The organism is Herbiconiux liangxiaofengii (assembly GCF_041927335.1).
Lineage (GTDB): Bacteria > Actinomycetota > Actinomycetes > Actinomycetales > Microbacteriaceae > Herbiconiux > Herbiconiux liangxiaofengii.
The window spans coordinates 72895-88719 of the sequence record NZ_JBHFHD010000005.1; the positions used below are offsets into that span (position 1 = coordinate 72895).

General features: G+C 67.0%; 15 protein-coding genes, 1 tRNA gene and 1 pseudogene. 8 read left to right on the top strand and 9 right to left on the bottom strand.

Going from position 1 to position 15825, the window contains the following annotated elements; translation table 11 throughout:
* Positions 1 to 81: 81 nt before the first annotated feature.
* Positions 82 to 858 carry a hypothetical protein gene (locus ACEXOR_RS02640; protein WP_374847844.1) on the bottom strand — a complete coding sequence of 259 codons (777 nt, stop codon included), beginning with the start codon at positions 856 to 858 and terminating at the stop codon, positions 82 to 84.
* 295 nt (positions 859 to 1153) lie between these two features.
* Here ACEXOR_RS02640 and ACEXOR_RS02645 point away from each other — a divergent pair, with 295 nt between their 5' ends.
* Positions 1154 to 2752, top strand: coding sequence for a stealth family protein (locus ACEXOR_RS02645; protein ID WP_374848045.1), 1599 nt, complete (start codon positions 1154 to 1156; stop codon positions 2750 to 2752).
* Here the strand turns inward: ACEXOR_RS02645 and ACEXOR_RS02650 are convergent.
* Together ACEXOR_RS02650 and ACEXOR_RS02655 are read right to left on the bottom strand one after the other, a co-directional pair.
* Positions 2688 to 3632: a phosphodiesterase gene (locus tag ACEXOR_RS02650; protein ID WP_374847845.1), complete on the bottom strand. Its 945-nt coding sequence runs from the start codon at positions 3630 to 3632 to the stop codon at positions 2688 to 2690. The two genes, ACEXOR_RS02645 and ACEXOR_RS02650, sit on opposite strands and share 65 nt — an antisense overlap.
* A gap of 119 nt (positions 3633 to 3751) precedes the next feature.
* Positions 3752 to 4453 (bottom strand): potassium channel family protein, encoded by a 702-nt coding sequence (locus ACEXOR_RS02655; protein ID WP_374847846.1) that lies wholly within the window; start codon positions 4451 to 4453, stop codon positions 3752 to 3754.
* 111 nt (positions 4454 to 4564) lie between these two features.
* On the opposite strand from ACEXOR_RS02655, the gene ACEXOR_RS02660 reads away from it, so the two are divergent.
* Positions 4565 to 4654: transfer RNA gene (locus ACEXOR_RS02660), tRNA-Ser, on the top strand.
* A 73-nt stretch (positions 4655 to 4727) separates the two neighbouring features.
* On the opposite strand, the pseudogene ACEXOR_RS02665 reads toward ACEXOR_RS02660, so the two are convergent.
* The 4 genes and pseudogenes from ACEXOR_RS02665 to ACEXOR_RS02680 all read right to left on the bottom strand — a co-directional run.
* A pseudogene (locus tag ACEXOR_RS02665) lies at positions 4728 to 4987 on the bottom strand (tyrosine-type recombinase/integrase); the annotation flags it as partial.
* Positions 4988 to 5966: 979 nt separating this feature from the next.
* Positions 5967 to 6356, bottom strand: coding sequence for a YybH family protein (locus ACEXOR_RS02670; RefSeq protein ID WP_374847847.1), 390 nt, complete (start codon positions 6354 to 6356; stop codon positions 5967 to 5969).
* Complete coding sequence (locus ACEXOR_RS02675) at positions 6353 to 7351, bottom strand: acetamidase/formamidase family protein (RefSeq protein WP_374847848.1); 999 nt, start codon at positions 7349 to 7351, stop codon at positions 6353 to 6355. Before ACEXOR_RS02675 ends, ACEXOR_RS02670 begins: the two co-directional genes overlap by 4 nt.
* 36 nt (positions 7352 to 7387) lie before the next feature.
* Complete coding sequence (locus ACEXOR_RS02680; protein ID WP_374848046.1) at positions 7388 to 9505, bottom strand: PQQ-dependent sugar dehydrogenase; 2118 nt, start codon at positions 9503 to 9505, stop codon at positions 7388 to 7390.
* 291 nt (positions 9506 to 9796) lie between these two features.
* Between ACEXOR_RS02680 and ACEXOR_RS02685 the strand changes: the two genes are divergently transcribed.
* From ACEXOR_RS02685 to ACEXOR_RS02695, 3 genes are read left to right on the top strand one after another with little or no spacing between them, the layout of a single operon-like run.
* A complete protein-coding gene (locus ACEXOR_RS02685) occupies positions 9797 to 10603 on the top strand; it encodes an alpha/beta hydrolase (RefSeq protein ID WP_374847849.1) in 807 nt (268 codons plus the stop codon).
* Positions 10600 to 10971 (top strand): VOC family protein, encoded by a 372-nt coding sequence (locus tag ACEXOR_RS02690; RefSeq protein ID WP_374847850.1) that lies wholly within the window; start codon positions 10600 to 10602, stop codon positions 10969 to 10971. Before ACEXOR_RS02685 ends, ACEXOR_RS02690 begins: the two co-directional genes overlap by 4 nt.
* Positions 10964 to 11428, top strand: a complete 465-nt coding sequence (locus ACEXOR_RS02695) for a hypothetical protein (protein WP_374847851.1) — start codon at positions 10964 to 10966, stop codon at positions 11426 to 11428. The genes ACEXOR_RS02690 and ACEXOR_RS02695 overlap by 8 nt, the downstream gene beginning before the upstream one ends.
* A 59-nt stretch (positions 11429 to 11487) precedes the next feature.
* On the opposite strand, the gene ACEXOR_RS02700 is transcribed toward ACEXOR_RS02695, so the two are convergent.
* Together ACEXOR_RS02700 and ACEXOR_RS02705 are read right to left on the bottom strand one after the other, a co-directional pair.
* Positions 11488 to 12126: a hypothetical protein gene (locus ACEXOR_RS02700; protein WP_374847852.1), complete on the bottom strand. Its 639-nt coding sequence runs from the start codon at positions 12124 to 12126 to the stop codon at positions 11488 to 11490.
* Positions 12126 to 12641, bottom strand: coding sequence for a helix-turn-helix domain-containing protein (locus ACEXOR_RS02705; RefSeq protein ID WP_374847853.1), 516 nt, complete (start codon positions 12639 to 12641; stop codon positions 12126 to 12128). Before ACEXOR_RS02705 ends, ACEXOR_RS02700 begins: the two co-directional genes overlap by 1 nt.
* Before the next feature lie 137 nt (positions 12642 to 12778).
* On the opposite strand from ACEXOR_RS02705, the gene ACEXOR_RS02710 reads away from it, so the two are divergent.
* The 3 genes from ACEXOR_RS02710 (at position 12779) to ACEXOR_RS02720 (ending at position 15772) form a co-directional block, all read left to right on the top strand.
* Entirely contained in the window at positions 12779 to 13984 is a 1206-nt protein-coding gene (locus ACEXOR_RS02710; protein ID WP_374847854.1) for an amidohydrolase, read from the top strand.
* Positions 13985 to 14048: 64 nt separating this feature from the next.
* A complete protein-coding gene (locus tag ACEXOR_RS02715) occupies positions 14049 to 15008 on the top strand; it encodes a hypothetical protein (protein ID WP_374847855.1) in 960 nt (319 codons plus the stop codon).
* 125 nt (positions 15009 to 15133) lie between these two features.
* Positions 15134 to 15772, top strand: a complete 639-nt coding sequence (locus tag ACEXOR_RS02720; RefSeq protein ID WP_374847856.1) for a hypothetical protein — start codon at positions 15134 to 15136, stop codon at positions 15770 to 15772.
* The last annotated feature ends 53 nt before the right edge of the window (positions 15773 to 15825 follow it).

The window sequence follows — 15825 nt, forward strand, 5'->3', positions numbered from 1 at the left end:
CCTAGAGCCGCCCGCCGACAGCGGGCCCTCGCGCCCAAGGCTGTGGACGGATGCGGGCTGTGGACGGATGCGGCGTGGGGCTCAGGCCTCGACGTCGTCGGACTCGTCGGCGGCCCGTCCGCGTGCCGAGAGCGTCGCGGCGCGCTCGGCGAGGCGACGCCGCACGTCGGCCTGCGCCCTCTCGATGAAGGCGGCATCCAGCGGAGCCGTCGCGTAGTGCGGGTTGCCGTGGTGCGCGTCGATGTAGGCGTCGAGCTCGGGGCCCGACTCCCACGAGGTGATCAGGCAGTACCGGGGCTCAGGCCCCTGGTGCCAGACCGCGTGCCAGAAGCGCTGCGTGTCGACGATCAGCTGGGCGCCGGCGGGCAGCGCGATGCGCACCTCCGTCTCGGGGTCGAACCGGTCTTCCCGCAGGATGAGGTACGAGTCCTTGTCGTCGGAGAGGTTGAAGAAGCCGCGCACGATCCAGCCGGTGCCGTCGGGGTTCAGCCGGTTGTTGTCGTCCTGGTGCAGGTTGTAGAGCGCGGTCTCGTAGGTGTTCGGCTGCAGCTCGATCACGCGGCAGCGCCCGATGTTCGCGCCGGGCTCCTCGGCCCGGGCCTTCAGGATGGGGGCCTTCTCGACGTTGGCCGGCACCCACACGCCGTCCTTGTCGGTGCGCGGCGGGGTGTGGTTCCAGAAGCCGTTGCACTCCATCTCGCCGAAGGCGCTCGCGAGCGGGGCGAAGCGGGTGACGCCCGACGACTTCCAGTCGACGTACTCGAGGTCGAGCCATTCCTTCGGATCGCTCGCCTGGTCGTACGGATCGAGAACGACGTAGCCGGTCTCTGCGAACGCCGCGGATCGGATGTAGCTCATCGGGAACGGGCCCTTTCGGTCGGACTGACGGCGAGCGCGCGGGCGTGCGCTGGCGCCTCTGCAACTTAGGCAAGGCTAACACGCAGGGTTCACGCGGAAGCCAGGGTATCCGGTTCCCCGCGCCCGCCGGGGCCCGGCTGGGGGCCGCCGCAGGCCGGCTCGGGCATCCGGGCGTAAACTGGGGGTACTGGCGATGCAGGCAAGGAGAACCTACCCCCACGACCAGCCCATCTCACACTCGACCTAGGAGGCGACGTTGACCGATGACGTATCTGGAGCCCCCCACCTCGAGACGGTGCTGCGACGCGCCTCATCCCACCCGATCGCTCTCGACCGGCGCGACATCGTGCTGCGCAAGGGTCAGCTGACCCTTCTCAACGGGCACGCCACCCCGCGGGAGTCGATGATCGACGACCTGTTCTTCGTGGCCGACTCTCTCGATGCGGCCCAGGTCCCTTACCTCCTGGTGCGCGGCAACGACGAGCGGCCCGTGCTCGCGGTGCTGTGGGGCGACCGCAAGCGGGCCAAGGCCGCGCTGATCGAGCGGATGAGCGGCGAGCCGTTCTACTCCAAGGCCCCGGGCGCTCCCGCTCTGCTGGTGGCCGACGGCAAGCTCGCCCGCGACCCGAAGGCCCGCGTGGTGCGCTTGTACCGGCCGCGCATCGAGCCCATCGGCCGCCTGCGGTACGGGGCGTCATCCGCCGTTCAGCTCGAGTTCTGGCGTCGCAACGGCGACGTGATCGAGGCGCCGGTGGAGAACTCGATCACCCGCCGCGAGATTCCCATCGACGAGATGGTCGAGACGACGGTGGAGATCTACGGGCGCACCTGGCGCACCATCGAGGGCATGTTCAACGAGCTCGCGAGCGACGTCGACTTCGACGTCGACATGGTGTTCTCGTGGGTCGACGGCACGGCCATCGAGTTCCAGCGGGCCCGCGCCAAGCGCATGGCCGCCTACGTGGTGGGCGACGGCGACGACTCCGAGGCGCGCTACCGGCAGATCGACGAACTGAAGTATGCGCTCCGCAGCGTGCACATGTTCGCGCCCTGGGTGCGCAACATCTACATCGCCACCGACTCCCCGAAGCCGGAGTGGCTGGCGGATGACCCGCGGGTCACCATCATGCCGAGCGAGAAGTTCTTCAAAGACCTCTCGAACCTGCCCACGCACAACTCGCACGCCGTCGAGGCGCAGCTGCACCACATCCCGGGGCTGTCGGAGCACTTCCTGTACTCCAACGACGACATGTTCTTCGGCCGGCCCGTGCGGCCCGACCTGTTCTTCTCGCCCGGCGGCATCACCAAGTTCGTCGAGGCCGACACCCGCATCGGGCTGGGCGGCAACGCCGTGCACCGCAGCGGGTTCGAGAATGCAGCCCGAGTCAACCGCGAGCTGCTGCAGCAGCGCTTCGGCCGCATCACCACGCGCCACCTCGAGCACTGCGCGGCGCCGCTGCGCAAGAGCGTGCTGTTCGAGATGGAGGACGAGTTCGGCGACGCGTTCGCCCGCACGGCGGCGAGCCCGTTCCGCTCCGCCACCGACATCTCGGTGACGAACTCGTTCTACCACTACTACGCGCTGCTCACGGGCCGCGCGGTGGTGCAGACGGAGGCGAAGGTGCAGTACGTGGAGACCACGCTGTTCTCGGCGCTTAAGGAGATGGACTCGCTGCTGAAGAAGCGGTCGATGGACATGTTCTGCCTGAACGACGGCTCGAAGCCCGAGATCGACGTGGAGACGCGCACGAGCGCGGTGATCTCGTTCCTCGAGCGCTACTTCCCGTTCCCGGCGCCGTGGGAGAAGGAGGCGGCCGAGGCCGCCCCCGTCACACTCCCGTCGGCAGGAAAATCGGCATCGTCATCGGCGGCTCTGGAGAGACCCGCGGGCTGACGGCCGGGGCGATCTCCACGCCGATGGCCGCGAGGCGCCGGCGCGACTCCTCGGCCGACACGTGGTCGAGCGTGGGGTGGCTGCCCACCGGAACCACCGAGTGCAGCACCGTGTGCTCGTACACGTGGATGAGGTTGAACGCCTGGGCGCCCTCGCGGCCCTTGGTGCCGCCCACCTCCACGTTGAGGTCCTGCGTGTAGCAGGTGGCCGAGGCCACCGACACGGGGATGCCGGCGAAGGTGGCGTTGGTGGAGTAGTGCAGGTGGCCCGCGATGATGGAGCGCACGTCGGAGCCCTCGAGCACCTCGGCGAGGTTCTTCTGATCGCGGAGCTCGACAGACACGGCGAGGTCGAGCACGCTCGGCACCGGCGGGTGGTGCAGGGCGAGGATGGTGCCGTGCGGGGCCGGCGACGCCAGCTCCTCGGCGAGCCAGTCGAGCTGCTCGCCCGAGACCTCGCCGTGGTGGTGACCGGGAACGGTGGAGTCGAGGGTGATGACCCGCAGCCCGTTCACGTCGTAGACGCGGTCGACGCTGCGGTCGGTGGGCACCTCGCCGAACAGGCCCTCGCGGAAGGAGGCACGGTCGTCGTGGTTGCCCATCACCCAGATGACCTCGGCGCCGAGGCGGGCCGCGGCCGGCTCGACGATCGCGCGGAGCCGGGCGTACGCATCCGGTTCGCCCTTGTCGGCGAGGTCACCCGTGAACACGATGGCTTCGGGGCGACCGCCGGAGGCCTCGAGCTCGTCGAAGACCTTCTTCAGGTGACGCTCGCTGTCGACCTGGCCGTAGAGCTTGCCGCCTCCCGCCAGCAGGTGCGTGTCGCTGAGGTGCAGGAGGAAATGGTTCGGCCTCGGGTACTCGGCCGTTCTGATAGTCACAGGACTTCCATTCGGTGAGGTGCGGGCCTCGGGATGACGCCCGTCCGTGATGCTCGAGACGACTCAAGCACGCGAATCTGAACGGAATGCGAACATCACGCAGTGAGTCGGAGATCTCTTCACCCGTCGCGATGCTGCTTCAGGATGCGCTCGTTCAGGTACGACACCACGGTCGCCGTGGCCACGCCCACGATGCCGATGCCGCCGAACATGAGGATGACTGCGAGGAACCGGCCGGTGCCCGTGACCGGGTAGACGTCGCCGTAGCCCACGGTGGCGACGGTGACGCAGGCCCACCACACGGCGTCGCCGAACGTGGTGATGTTCGCGCCGGGGGCGCCGCGCTCGGCCGCGAGCACGGCTAGGGAGATGGAGTACACGAACAGCACCACGAACAGCGCGGCGTGGATGACGACGCCGGTGCGTACGGCGCCGCCGCTGCGGCGGTGGAAGTAGGGCACGTCGCGGAGCTTGCGGAGCAGCAGGAGGGGGCGCAACACGGGCACCACCACGTAGAGCAGGTCGGGCAGGTTCGACCGGAAGAAGGCGCCCTTGTGCACCGCGAGGGCGAAGCGCACGAGGTAGTCGGCGGCGAACACCGCCCAGATGGCGGCGATCAGGAGGTTGAGGGCGCCGACGACACCGCCCGGGAGGGTGGTGACGAGCACGCGCACCGAGTACGCGACGAGGAAGAGGAGGGAGAGGATGACCAGGGGGAGGGAGGTGGTGGTCTCCCAGCGGGTGCGGCGGGGGTCGTCGTCGCGCTCCGCCCGTTTCGCTGCGTCGTTCTCTGCCCGTTTCTCGCTGTCGTTCGCTGCCATCGGTGCCCCCTCCCGGCCGGCCGGTGCGCTCCCGGCGCTCGCCGCGGCACCAGGATGGCACGGCCGGGCGTCGATTGGCGAGACGCGGCCCGCTCGCGTACACTCGTCCCCGGTACCGTGTCCGAGCGGCCGAAGGTGCAACTCTCGAAAAGTTGTGTGGGGGAGACTCCACCGTGGGTTCAAATCCCACCGGTACCGCCAGTGCAGAAGCCCCGCAGTCCCCCAGAAACAAGGGAATGCGGGGCTTTTTCTACGTGGTGAGATCCCGCTTTGACTACATGTTGACTACAACTGATCGTGAACGAGCATCATCGAGAACGATGGCGACGCTGTCTAGATCGTCATCGAAGAGGTCAGCATACGTGTCGAGCGTCATCGCTGCCGAAGCGTGACCCAGCATCCTTTGTACGGCTTCACGTTCGCCCCAGCGCTGATCGAAAGGCTCGCTGCAGTGTGCCGAAGATCATGGATGGTCATTCGCGGAAAAGTGGCATCCGCGGCTTGTGATCGTGCGACCGCAGACACGTACCAGCCGCGGAGCCCGAGCCGAGCACGGACACTAGCGAGGATCACGCGCCGTCGTCCCTCTGACCACCCAGAAGTGGTCAACTTCGATGCCACGTGACGATGTGCACGGGAGCAAATCCCATTGTCAATGGTGGAATTACCATAGGAAATACGGTGACGACTAACAGGACCGACGCGAACCTCGATTCCGAGTTCATCCATCATGAGCTCAACCACAGCACGCAGTGGGCGCAGAACGGCTCGGGTGCGTTTATTACCCGCTGGATCAGCGAGGGAGGCGCTTCCTGTGATAACTATCTAGAAGAGGCTGCAGGACCAGTTTTCAGGTCAAACTACAGGAATTGCGGTTGGTGATGAAAAGACATCTCGCTGTGGTGGGCCTTCTCTTATCCGTTTCCCTTGCGCTAGCTGGGTGCACTCCTGAAGGGCTGTGGATCTTTGGTGGAGTGCAGCGGACGGAGGACACCCTGTCTACCGGCGTGCTCTCCCGGTTGCCCGCTGATTTGGATTCAACATCCACTCGATTCTTGATTGTGGTCGATGATGCGAGCGTCTATGGGGCAGTGCGAATTCGCTCGCACGATAGTTGGTGCTTGGTCCTCGTTGCGGAGAACGAAGACCCGATCGCGTCGTGTGCACCGGATTTTCCTGTTTCTATGACGGTCGCTGGGAGCGAGCTTGTCCTGACTAACGAGGCTCCGCCTGGTGACGGGTGGTCTCTCGCGCATGAAAACCTCTATCAGCGGGCAGTTGCTGTGGGGTAGTGAGGCGTCGAGGGCGACGGCGGCCGGTTCCGCCGCACCCACCTGTCTCCGATGCCCGTCGTCGACTCTCTCGAGGACCTCGAGGTAGTGGTCGAGATTCACGCTTTCTGCGTGTCTCGCCTTCGATCGGGGTGTGACCACTTAGATCGCCATAACCGGGGGGAAATTCAATGACGGATCAGTCAGGGGGTTTCTTGGTTTCGAATGCTTCGTAGTCAGGTCTACGAGTTGCTCACGGATCGACGGGCAATGAGCCATTTTCCATCCGTCTTCCGGAGTGTCTGCGAGATCGTGGCGACGGCCAGCACGTCGTCACTCCCACCCGTCTCCAGCGACAGGGTCGAGCGGGCGCGCGCGGTTCCTTCGGCGCCCGCCTCGAGAGTGATGTCGCCGGTGAGATGACGGGTTCCGGGAGGTTCGGCTGCCCAGATTCGCACGATCGCGGCTCGGACTGCTTCGCGCCCCGAGGCGGATCCCTGAGTCCCGTCGAGAACCATGTCGGGCGTCGTGAGGGCCAGGTAGCCGTCGACGTCTCGGGCGGTCGCCAGCTCGTCGGCTTGCCGGATCACTGCGCGTATCTGTTGCTGATCGGCATCGGAGAGAGCCATCATGTGGTGGGTCTCAGCCACTCGTTGATCTGCGCGACCTTGTCCGGCGAGAACACTCGCTTCGGAATCCTGCCGTGGACAGCTTTCGCGGGTACCGATGAATAGGCCGAGCCGGTCTGGTTCGCGTACTGGGTTACGCGGAAGCTCACCGCGAGGCTGCAGAGGGCGTACGCCTCACTCGTGCTGAGCCCTGCTGCAGCGTGAAGCCACTCGATCAGGTTTCGCAGACACCCCACGAGCGCGTCATCGAGAGAGTCGCTGAATCCGAACCCGATCCACTCCGTGTCTGTTTCGACCAGCGGACCGTTCAGGGGAACGCCTTTTCGAAGGTCGTACCGGATCACGAGCTCCTCGGCGGCCGTCTCGATGGCTGTCTGATCGACGACCCCGTCGCCTTGAACGGCATGGATGTCGCCGAACCAGACCCGGCCACCGGGTTTGAACACGGGAAGGAAGACGGAACTCCCCACCGTCAAGGCATTCAGGACGAGGTTTCCGCCATAGGCCCCGGACAGGATGGCGCTCGTCGGGTCATCCCCGGCCGGCTCGGTGCCGATCACTCCGACGAACGGGTTCAGATCGAATTCGACTCCGGAAACGAATTCCGCGCGGCGACGGTCGTCGTCGAACCGGAAGTAGTGCAGGTAGGGCTCGGTGAAATCACTGGGCAACGCGCCGACGCCGAGGGGGAAGCTGTTCCAGCCCCAATCCAACGTTCGCAGCGTCTCGATACTGCATTCGATGACATCACCGATGTCGGAACCGACGACCTCGACAGGGCCGAGCATGGAGTAGGGACCCTGCGGGTACTTGTGGCGTAACGGTTCCCGCTCGGCAAACGTCATCCCGAACACTGCCTCGTTGCCCCAGTGGGTCCACGTATCGGGAAATGAGACGCGGTCTCCCGACCGTATCGACACGACGGGAGCGGCTCCAGGGTCGAGATATCCGGATCTGATGGTGTCAGCGGTCGATTGGACGACATGGGGTTCAGTCATGAATTCCTCTTCCTCAACTCTGTCGCACCCGAACGCCTATCGTCCGAGTGTGACGTGCAGCAGCTTCTCGTTGCTGTTGTTCGGGATGCTGTCTTTGTCGCCCTCGTTGCTGGTGGTGAGCCAGAGCCCGCCATCCGGAGCGGGCTCCACCGTGCGCAGACGCCCGTAGGTGCCGTTGAAGAAGATCTGCACGTTCGTCAGCGACGACCCCGAGATCACCTCGCGGTAGAGGCGGGTGCCGCGCTCGCACGCGACGTAGAGCACATCGCGCACGATGGCGATTCCGGCGCAGGATCCGTCGGAGGTGAGGTAGGTCTGCTTCGGCGCGATGAACCCCGCGGTGTTGCACGTGCCGGACGTGCCCTCGCAGGCGGGCCAGCCGTAGTTGCCGCCCTTCTGGATGAGGTTCGTCTCGTCCATCACGCTGTTGCCGAACTCCTGCTCCCAGAGTCGGCCCTGCGAGTCGAAGGCGAGGCCCTGCGGGTTGCGGTGGCCGTAGCTCCAGACGTAGGTGCCGAAGGGGTTGTCGGAGGGCACCGAGCCGTCGGGGTTGAGCCGAAGGATCTTGCCGTTCAACGACGAGAGGTTCTGCGCGTTGTCGCCGAACTGGGCGTCGCCGGTGCTCGCGTACAGCTTGCCGTCGGGCCCGAAGCGCAGGCGCCCGCCGTCGTGGAACTTGTTGCGCAGGATGCCGCTGACGAGAACCTGCTCGCTCGCCAGGTCGAGCACCCCGTTCGCGAGCTTGATGCGCACGATGCGGTTGTCGCTCGGCGAGGTGTGCATGATGTAGAGCCACGGCGTCGAGGCGAAGTCGGGGGCGATGGCGAGCCCGGTGAGACCGCCCTCGCCGTCGGTGCTCTCGACGTTCGGCACGGTGCCCACCGTGGTCTTCGATCCGGTGGCCGGGTCGAGGCGCACGATGTCGTGGGCGTCGCGGCGCGTGTAGAGCAACGTGCCGTCTGGCAGGGTCACGAGCCCCCACGGGATGTCGGTGTCGGTACCCACCTGGGTCACGGCGCACACCGACTGCGCACATCCGGTGCCCGTGGTGGCGGTGACCGTGCCGCTCTTCGCGGACACGTTCGCCTGCCCGTCGCGGGCGACCACGTAGTAGCTGTAGCGGGTGGTCTGCGCCAGCGCGCTGTCGACGAAGGTGGTGGCGGGGGTCACGGTGGCCGTGCCGGTGATCGAGCCGGCCTTCGTGCCGTCGCGGTACACGTCGTAGGCGCGCACGCCCACGTCGTCGGTCGAGGCCGTCCAGGTGAGGGTGATCGTGGTGCCCGAGACAGCGGCCTTGAGCCCCGACGGGGCGCTCGGCGCCACGGTATCGGGCTGGCAGTTCGGGGGCGCGATCGGAACGGTGGTGCTCGCCTGCGAGACGTTCCCGGATGCGTCGCGGGCGTTCACGTAGAGCCCCCACTTCACCCCGCCCACCACGGGCAGCTGCGTGCTGAGGGTCGAGCCGCTGACAGACTTCATCAGCTGGCCGTCGTGGTAGACGTCGTAGAACGCCACGCCCACGTCGTCGGTGGCGGCGTTCCACGCGAAGGTGACGGTGTCGCAGGTGAGGTCGCTCACCCGCGGGTTGCCGGGGATGCTCGGGGCCTGGGTGTCGGCCGGGCCGCCGAGCGAGGTCTTCCACTTCTGGTTCGCGCCGCCCGTGCAGGTGTAGAGCTGGGCGAGCGCGCTGTTGGCGGTGCTCGCGCCCTTCACATCGAGGCAGAGCGTCGACTGCACGCCGCGGATGGTGCCGTCGGCGTTGATGGTGAACTTCTGGTTGGCACCGCCGTTGCAGGCGTAGATCTGCAGGCGGGCGGGTGACACGGTCGACTGCTTGTCGACGTCGAGGCAGCGGGTGCCGCCGAACGTGGTGAGTTCACCGGCGGCCGTGAGCGACCACGACTGGTTCGGCTGGCCCACGCAGTCGTAGATGTTGATGCCGGTGCCGGGGGTGTCCACGTTGCCGATGACGTCGAGACAGCGGTTCGACGCGGCGCCGATGATCGTGGCCGAGGGGGCCGCTGCTGCCGGGGTTGCCGTCGCGCCTGCGGTCACCATCGAGGTCAGGCCCACCAGCGCAGCTACGGTCAGACCGGCCAGTTTCCTGCCCCACCAGGTCGATCTGTCGAACCGGGCGAAGCCTCGCATCATCATCACGAGCCACACGGTAGCCCCCGATGGGCAGCGGTGTCCCTCAGAAGAGGCACATGCGCCCGCATTCTCGACAAACGTCGTATCGCGCCGGGGTCACCGGAAAGGGCCAGCCACGATGCGCGAGAGCTGCATTCGGCGCACCATCCAGGCGGCGCCCAGCGCACGTGTCCGGGCTCCTCCTTGGTGGCCCCCGCAGGGTCATCCCCGGGGCGATTCGGGCACCTAGGCTCGGCCTCGGGCGTGGCGGTCGCCGCGCGTCGGGAAGGGGTTCCGGTGTCGGACGAGCAGTCAGTGGTTCTCGATGTCGAGTACGGAGTGGCCGAGTCGGTCTCCCTGCTCCTCGATGTCTACAGCCGGGAGGTGTCGACCGAAGCGGACGCGGCTCGGGCAGCCATCATCCTGGTTCACGGCGGTGGCTGGTTCCGAGGAGACAAGAGCAAGGAGACGTCTCTCGCGACGAAGCTCGTCGACGCCGGTTACATCGTGTTCGCGCCGAACTACCGGGAGGCGCCGGAAGCCACCTTCCCCGCCAGCAAGGATGACGTGCTCACTGCGGCGCAGTGGGCCCTCGCGTCGGACTGGGCCTTCGATCGCCGCAAGCTCGCCTTCTTCGGCGGGTCGGCCGGCGGCAACCTCGTGGTCGAGGCGAGCATCGCCACCGGCCGTCCGGCGGTCAGCTGGTCGGGGATGTTCGATCTCCTCGCGATCGTGGAGGAGACGGATGCGCTGCCGGCCACACCGACCACGCAAGACCTCGATGCGATGAAGAGCGCCGACATCAATCAGACGGGCCGGAACGACGCGTTCCTGCGGTGGACGATCCTGAACGAGGTCGGCGGCGACCGCGGCCTGCTGACGGAGGCGTCGACCGCGCGCCATGCCTCGCCGAAGGGCGGCCCGGTGTTCCTGGCGAACTCGTTGGGTGAATTCGTGCCGGTCAGCGACGCTCGGGCGATGCAGTCGGCGCTGGCGGATGCCGGGGTGGCGAGCACCCTCCAGCTGATCCCCGGCACCCACCATGCCGAGGGCTACACGGAGGCGGCCATCGGCCCGTCTTTGGCATTCCTTCACGACGTCTTCTCGGCGGTTCCGGCGTGACCGGCGCGGTCTTCGCGGGCGTCGGGAACGTCTTCTACTTCGTCGACGACCTGGATGCCGCGGTCCAGTGGTACGCGGCCCGGCTCGACCGCCAGCCCGTGGTGAGAGGAGGAGCGCTCGTGGCCTTCGACCTCGACGGGACGCGATTGACGCTGCACCAGAAGGATGAATTCAACTCCCCAGGTCCGGCCGGCACGAGCCCCTATTGGACCGTGCCCGACGTCGATGTCTTCGTCGAGGAATGGACCAGCCACGGCGCTGTGGCGCACCGAGGGCCCAAGACCGTCTTCACGGGCGAGCGGCTGTGCCAGCTCCTCGACCCGTTCGGAAACCTCTTCTCCGTTCGCGAGGCGCCGGCCAGTGACTGACGAGGAGGCCCGCGCACGACCTCAGCCGTCCATCCCCGGCGAGCTGCCGACCGCCGACCAGGCGATCGAGGCGCTGTCCGATCGTGCCGGAGCCTTCTACAGCGCCCTGATGAACGAGCACTTCGTCCTCGAATCCGCCCGGGGCATCACCGTGAGCGAGGCCAGCAGTCGCGCGGCCCTGTACCTCACGACGCTCTCCAGCAGTCTCGTCGCGTTCGGCTTCCTCGCTCAGACCGACTACGCGCTGGGGTTCCTCATGGTCGTCATCCCGACCGGGGCCGCACGGCCCGAACGAGATGCTGCCGATCGGTCGCCGGGCGTCGTGGGTGGGGGTGTTCTTCACGACCTCGACCGTGATCGCCGTCGTGAATTCGATGGTGGCCGGTGCCGGCGTCGTCATCGTCGTCGTGCAAGCCACCTCGCAGCCCACCCCATCGATCCTCATCGGCTTCCCTGAGATCATTCGGGATCTAGGGGGCTTCTTCGTGGGCGACCGACCATCACGGTCGACACCTCCTACTGCCACGCCGCGCAGAACCACGCGATGGCGCCGACGAATCCGACGAGGGCGACCACAGCGAAGCGTCGCGGCGTTCCGACCGGGTTGCGTGTGGTGAACGCGAAGGCTGAGTTCGCGTTCAGGAGGTGGAGGAGCAGACCACCTCCGAGGAGCCCGGCGAACATCGACGGCTGGGCCGTGATCAGAATGAACACCGCGAAGAACGCGTACTCGGCGACGTAGGCGGTCTTCGGAAGCCGCCACAGCCCGAAGCCCATCTTCATGCCCTGCGCACTGAAGCCCGTGACGGGCAGGTCGGGTTCGTGGACGATCAGGTCGAGGATCCAGTGCGAGACCGAACCGAGCCAGAAGACGACGCCGGCCATCGGGTTCTGCAGGCAGAACGCGATGATCACGGCGGGCACCACCGCGAGCAGGTTGCTGAGAAGGAGGGAGTGCGAGAACGGGTAGAAGTCGAATCGAACCGTCCGCTGCAACGGACTGTCTCGACTGGGTGTGACTTTCTCCTGGGAGAGCAGCACGAGTGCCGACCACAGCAGGTCGGGCCAGGCCACGCCGATTGCGGCCGGGGCAACGGAGGCCTCCGGCACCACCGACACCAGCACCGCGGCTGCCGCGTAGTGGCCGATGTACATCAGCGATCCTCCGAGCCGGGTTCAGACCGACCCGGCCTGAGCGGTGAGGCGACCGACAGCGGGTACTTCGCATCCAGCCGTGGTTCGAGGATGAAACGGTGCAGCCCCTCGAGCACGAGCTGTCCGCCCGCCCAGTAGATCGGGATCGTGAACCAGGCCCACCAGCTCCACGTTCCGGTGACCGTGAACGCGATCGTCGCCAGTGTGACGACGAGGCCCACACCGCGGAACACGAGGCTGATGGAATGGACCACACGGTCCCGGGAGCGCTGCTGCTCCCGCCTCAGCTGCAACGCAGTGACGGCGGTGTCGAATCGCTCCGTGTCGATGTGCACGTACAGGTCGGCGACGGCGACGCCCAGCGCTTCGGCCACGAGGGCGAGCGTCTCCATGCTCGCGTCTTTGCCGGCTTCGATCCGCTGGATCGTTCGCACGGCGACGCCACTCTCGCTGGAGAGCCGTTCTTGCGTCCAGCCTCGGGAACGCCGCAGCTCCCCGATCCGGGTTTCGTTCATGTCGACAAGCCTAAAAAAAGCCACACGACACGACCACGCCATCGACCCGCCAATCGGCCGCCAGCCCCATCGGGGGTTCTCTCAGTCAGAGGAAAGGTGGACCACACGGTCGATCGTTTCACCGGCAGGATGGGATTATGACCGACGTCGCGCAACCCGCGCATCCCCTTGCCGAGCTCTACCGCGACCTGCATCGCCACCCGGAACTGGCCTTCGAGGAGACCCGGACGGCCGGCGTCGCGGCCGCCCGGCTGAGGGCCGTCGGTTTCGACGTGATCGAGGGCATCGGCCGCACGGGCGTCGTGGGCGTGCTCCGGAACGGCGACGGCCCGACCGTGCTGCTGCGCGCAGACATGGATGCGCTGCCGGTCGACGAGGACACGGATCTGGACTACGCCAGCACGGTCGACGGGGTCATGCACGCCTGCGGCCATGACGTGCACGTGGCGAGTCTGATCGGGGCGGCCGACCGACTCGCTCAGAGCCGCGACGAGTGGGCAGGAACCGTGATCGCGCTGTTCCAGCCGGCCGAGGAGAACGGCGACGGCGCCCAGGCGATGATCGACGACGGCCTCTTCGAGCGGGTTCCGATGCCGGATGTGGTGCTGGGTCAGCATGTCGGGCCCGCGCCTGCCGGAGCGGTGGGCGTGCATCCGGGCCCGGCGTTCGCGGGTGCGAACAGCATCGACATCACGATCCACGGCCGGGGCGGGCACGGCTCGCGCCCGGAGACCACCATCGATCCGATCGTGCTGGCGGCGGCGATCGTGCTCCGGTTGCAGACCATCGTGGCCCGCGAGGTGGCGCCGCAGGAGACGGCCGTCGTCACGGTCGGGCGCCTCTCCGCCGGCACGAAGAACAACATCATCCCCGACACGGCGCAGCTCGGTCTCACGGTGCGCGCGTTCACCGAGCCGGTCCGCCTCCGCATCATCGACGCGATCGAGCGCATCGTTCGGGCCGAGGCCGCCGCATCGGGTGCCCCGGAACCGCTCATCCACTACGCGCAGTCGTTCCCCGTTCTGGTCAACGATGCCGTAGCGGCGGACCGCGTCGACGCCGCCTTCCGTGCTGCGTTCGGTGACGCGAGCGTGCTCGATCCGGGCCAGGTGAGCGGCAGTGAGGATGTCGGTGTGCTCGCCACTGCCGCGGGAGCGCCGCTGGTCTACTGGATCCTCGGCGGGGTCGACGCCGCGTCGTATCTGGCGGCCGCAGCGGCCGGCACCCTGGACCGGGATGTGCCGTCGAATCACTCGCCGCACTTCGCCCCGGTGATCGAACCGACCCTCACGCGCGGCGTCGACGCCCTCGTCACGGCGGCACGAGCCTGGCTCGCCACCTGACAGCGAGTAATATCAGACAAGACATACAATGTGTTTGTTCTGATATTGGGCCGAAAGGTGAGGCATGGACACCAGTGCCGTGCTCGGCGAGCTCGCATCCGCTGGGGTCAATGCGCGGCCCGAGAGCAGCGACTCGTTCTCGACCGACGACGGCCGACGGATCTTCGTCAGCTCCCGGTCGAGGACGCCGACACCCGCCGACATAGCGAGCGATCTCAAGAAGGTCGGCGACGCCTGCATGCTCTACTCCGTGCCGAGGTTGACACCGGGGCTCTGGGATGAGGTGAGGCGGAACGACCGCCTCATCGTCTTCGTGAGGGATTCGAAGTCGCTCTGGCTCGACAGGGTCGAGCATCGCCCCGACGACAAGCCGGCGCCGAGGCCCACGAAGGGCAAGAAGCCCTACAACCGTTTCGCCCTCGAGCGGGCGCTGCTGTTGGACAGGCGAAGCCGTCGACAGATCGACCTCGCCAAGGAGATCGGTGCGCCCCAATCCGCCGTGTCGCAGAGCTTGCGAAGCCTCAATCCAGCGATGAGCGACTTCGCGGGGGGTATGGATGTCGCGGAGTGGAGCGCGTTCTGGGACGACTTCCTGGCCGAGTACCCGGGACCCGGCGGCATCACCACCTACTGGTGGCATGACGCGCCGCTCGAGGAGCAAGCACGCCGAGTGCGCGAGAAGGCGGAGGTGTTGGTGTCGGGCGACCTGGCGGCCAGGGCCATCGCTCCGTGGCGTCAACCGGAGCACGTCACGCTGTATCTCGCTGAGGGATTCGACCCGAGCACGCTGGGTTTCGCGCTCGGCACCGCCGACGATTACACGCTCTCCCTCACGATGCCTGCCGACAAGACGATCTTCGCCACGGCGCGGGCGTTCGCACCCGCACCGGGATATGTGGATTCGGCAATCGCTGCGTACGACGTCGGCGCGACCGGGACGTCGGGCGACGAGAACGAGGCCGCCGCCCGCATCCGCGACCAGGTCGTTCGACGAGCAGGGTCCACGATGGCGGCCGGCCGATGAGACGCGTCGCTCACACGATCGCTTCGGGTTCGGAAGACGATGCTGCATTTCGGGCCCTCTACGACCTCGCGCAGATGATCGCTGGCGACGAGGACGCCCGCATCATCGGAGGGCACATGGTTGGGATGCTCGCGGCCGCGTTCCCGAGCCCGGGTCTCATCGACCGCCGAACCGGCGATGCCGATGCCGGTATCTCGCTCGAGGTCGCCGCCGGCGGAACGATGCATCAGGCGCTGCTGGACGCCGACTATGAAGCCGAGAGCGGCAACCGCTATGTGTTCGGCGAGCCGCCGGAGCAAAGGGTCATCGATCTCCTGGTGCCGGCGGCCGGAGGCCGGTTCACCACCGACGATCGCGGTGGTCGACGTTTCGACGCCATGCCCGGTTTGTCTCTGGCGATGTCGACCTCCATCACCGTCGAGGCCCACCTGACCCTCCTCGACGGCAGCGAGCTCGTGTGCGACGTGCCCTTGCCCACGGTGGAGGCGGCAGTGGTTCTGAAGGCGTACGCCTGGCGCGGCCGCGGCATGCAGACGCCCAAAGACATCATCGATCTGTCGAATCTGCTGCAGATCATCGACGCCCATGGTGCCGAGACGGTCGGCGGGTGGCGACTCAACGAGTCCGGTATCACGGGGTCGCGTGGTGACGCGTCGGTGATCCTCGCCGACCTGGCGTTGAAGGTGCGTGCGGGCCGGGCCACGCCACCGAGCGTCGACCGGCGGAAGTTCGAGGTGCTCCTGCGTCGGTGGGTGATGCCGTGACCTTTGATCCGGGACTCGACCTTCCTCGCGATGGGCGCGCTGCGTAAACTAAT